Origin of the sequence: Chryseobacterium jejuense (assembly GCF_900100075.1) — a bacterium.
Classification (GTDB): domain Bacteria; phylum Bacteroidota; class Bacteroidia; order Flavobacteriales; family Weeksellaceae; genus Chryseobacterium; species Chryseobacterium jejuense.
The window spans coordinates 2,269-5,581 of the sequence record NZ_FNEG01000014.1 but is presented as its reverse complement, the minus strand read 5'-3'; the positions used below and the strand labels follow the sequence as shown (position 1 = coordinate 5,581).

Sequence of the window (3,313 nt, the reverse complement as noted above, 5' to 3'; positions counted from 1 at the left end):
CAAAAAAAAATCCTTTATCGTAATGATAAAGGATTTTTAAAAATAAAATAAAAACTGGCGGCGGCCTACTCTCCCGCGTTAGCAGTACCATCGGCGCTGGTGGGCTTAACTTCTGTGTTCGGAATGGGAACAGGTGAGCCCCACCGCTAAAACCACCCTAAAGGTTGTATATAACGTGTGGTTATGAACTCAATCATAATACACTCGTATTTTAAGCGATAAAAACTTTCACAAAGAGGTAACCTTACTGCACTTCCAAGTACCTTATTAGGCTATAAATCTACGGGTAATTAGTACTACTCGGCTATGACATTACTGTCTTTACACCTATAGCCTATCAACGTGGTCATCTCCCACGACCCTTAAAAGATGTCTCATCTTGAGGCGAGTTTCGCACTTATATGCTTTCAGTGCTTATCTCTTCCAAACGTAGCTACTCAGCAGTGCACCTGGCGGTACAACTGATACACCAGAGGTTTGTTCAATTCGGTCCTCTCGTACTAGAATCAAGCCCTCTCAAACATCTAACGCCCGCAATAGATAGAGACCGAACTGTCTCACGACGTTCTGAACCCAGCTCGCGTGCCACTTTAATGGGCGAACAGCCCAACCCTTGGGACCTTCTCCAGCCCCAGGATGTGACGAGCCGACATCGAGGTGCCGAACCTCCCCGTCGATGTGAGCTCTTGGGGGAGACTAGCCTGTTATCCCCGGAGTACCTTTTATCCTATGAGCGATGGCCCTTCCATACGGAACCACCGGATCACTATGTCCTGCTTTCGCACCTGATCGACTTGTTGGTCTCACAGTCAAGCACCCTTATGCCATTACACTCTACGCACGGTTACCAAGCGTGCTGAGGGTACCTTTGAAAGCCTCCGTTACTCTTTTGGAGGCGACCACCCCAGTCAAACTACCCACCACGCAATGTCCTTCTAAAAGAAGTTAGGCTCCAAGTAAGTAAAGGGTGGTATTTCAACGTCGGCTCCACCTACACTAGCGTGCAAGCTTCAAAGCCTCCCACCTATCCTACACATTACTTACTCAAAGTCAATACGAAGTTATAGTAAAGGTTCACAGGGTCTTTTCGTCCCATTGCGGGTACTCGGCATCTTCACCGAGACTACAATTTCACAGAGCTCATGGTTGAGACAGTGCCCAGATCGTTACACCATTCGTGCAGGTCGGAACTTACCCGACAAGGAATTTCGCTACCTTAGGACCGTTATAGTTACGGCCGCCGTTTACTGGGGCTTCAGTTAATGCCTTCGGTTTAACCCTAAGCACCTTCCTTAACCTTCCAGCACCGGGCAGGTGTCAGACCCTATACTGCATCTTTCGATTTTGCAGAGTCCTGTGTTTTTGATAAACAGTCGCCTGGGCCTCTTTACTGCGGCCACCATTGCTGATGGCGTCTCTTCTCCCGAAGTTACGAGACTATTTTGCCTAGTTCCTTAACCATGATTCACTCTAGCACCTTAGGATTCTCTCCTCGACTACCTGTGTCGGTTTTGGTACGGGTTGCTTCACTTCGGCTTTTCTTGGAAGCACTTTCCCTACAGCAGCTTCGCCCGAAGGCTAGGCCTTGACTATTCCGTCAGTCTCCAGTAAGTACGGCACTCCGTCCCCTTTTTAGTGTGAGCAAGTATGGGAATATTAACCCATTGTCCATCCACTACCCCTTTCGGGTTCGCGTTAGGTCCCGACTAACCCTCAGCTGATTAGCATGGCTGAGGAAACCTTAGTCTTTCGGTGAGCGGGTTTCTCGCCCGCTTTATCGTTACTTATGCCTACATTTTCTTTTCTATCCGCTCCACAATACCTCACAGTACTGCTTCGGCGCAAATAGAATGCTCTCCTACCAGATGTACATAAAGTACAAATCCATAGCTTCGGTAATATGTTTATGCCCGATTATTATCCATGCCGGACCGCTCGACTAGTGAGCTGTTACGCACTCTTTAAATGAATGGCTGCTTCCAAGCCAACATCCTAGCTGTCAATGCAGTCCAACCGCGTTGCTTCAACTTAACATATATTTTGGGACCTTAGCTGTTGGTCTGGGTTCTTTCCCTCTCGGACATGGACCTTAGCACCCATGCCCTCACTGCCGTAGAACATTTATTAGCATTCGGAGTTTGTCAGGAATTGGTAGGCGATGAAACCCCCGCATCCAATCAGTAGCTCTACCTCTAATAAACTTATATACGACGCTGCACCTAAATGCATTTCGGAGAGTACGAGCTATCTCCCAGTTTGATTGGCCTTTCACCCCTACCCACAGGTCATCCGAAGACTTTTCAACGTCAACCGGTTCGGTCCTCCACTCTGTGTTACCAGAGCTTCAACCTGCCCATGGGTAGATCACAAGGTTTCGCGTCTAATCCTACTAACTATACGCCCTATTCAGACTCGCTTTCGCTCCGGCTCCGGTACTTAATACCTTAACCTCGCTAGTAAAATTAACTCGTAGGCTCATTATGCAAAAGGCACGCCGTCACCCAACATGTGGGCTCCGACCGCTTGTAGGCGTACGGTTTCAGGTTCTATTTCACCCTTCTATTCGAAGTGCTTTTCACCTTTCCTTCACAGTACTTGTTCACTATCGGTCTTTCAGGAGTATTTAGCCTTGGAGGATGGTCCCCCCATATTCAGACAGGATTTCACGTGTCCCGCCCTACTCATTTATCACTTAAATATGCCTTTCATATACGGGGCTATCACCCTCTACGGCTGTTCTTTCCAGAACATTCTATTAAACATAAATTAGCTTTTGGGCTAATCCGCTTTCGCTCGCCACTACTTACGGAATCTCTTCGATTTCTTTTCCTCCGGGTACTTAGATGTTTCAGTTCTCCGGGTTTGCTCCTCTTACGAGGTGACTGGTCTTCAACCAGCCGGGTTGCCCCATTCGGACATCTGCGGATCAATTCGTGTGTGCCAATCCCCGCAGCTTTTCGCAGCTTACCACGTCCTTCGTCGCCTCTGAAAGCCTAGGCATCCGCCATACGCCCTTAACGATTTCTTTCCTAATAATTATATTAGTTCAGTATTTTTTGATAAATAAATTTATCGATATTTTTATAAACTCGGCACTCGAAAGTGCTCGGTTATCTCTTTGTGATGTCTTTACCGTTAATGTCAATGATCTTAATGTCTTCTTGTCCAACTGATGAACAGATATTGTTTTTGGCTCTATCCGTAACTTTTAAATCAGTCTTCCAAAACTGTGGAGAATAAGGGAGTCGAACCCTTGACCTCCTGCGTGCAAGGCAGGCGCTCTAGCCAGCTGAGCTAATTCCCCCTCTAGTTG

Annotated in this window: 1 tRNA gene and 2 rRNA genes; all 3 read right to left on the bottom strand. The window is 47.2% G+C overall.

What is annotated here, in order from left to right:
- Positions 1-52 precede the first annotated feature (52 nt).
- A 5S ribosomal RNA gene (rrf, locus tag BLS98_RS22970) occupies positions 53-160 on the bottom strand.
- Positions 161-270: 110 nt separating this feature from the next.
- Positions 271-3,028: ribosomal RNA gene (locus BLS98_RS22965) — 23S ribosomal RNA — on the bottom strand.
- 202 nt (positions 3,029-3,230) lie between these two features.
- Positions 3,231-3,304 (bottom strand) — tRNA-Ala (locus BLS98_RS22960).
- Positions 3,305-3,313: the final 9 nt, after the last annotated feature.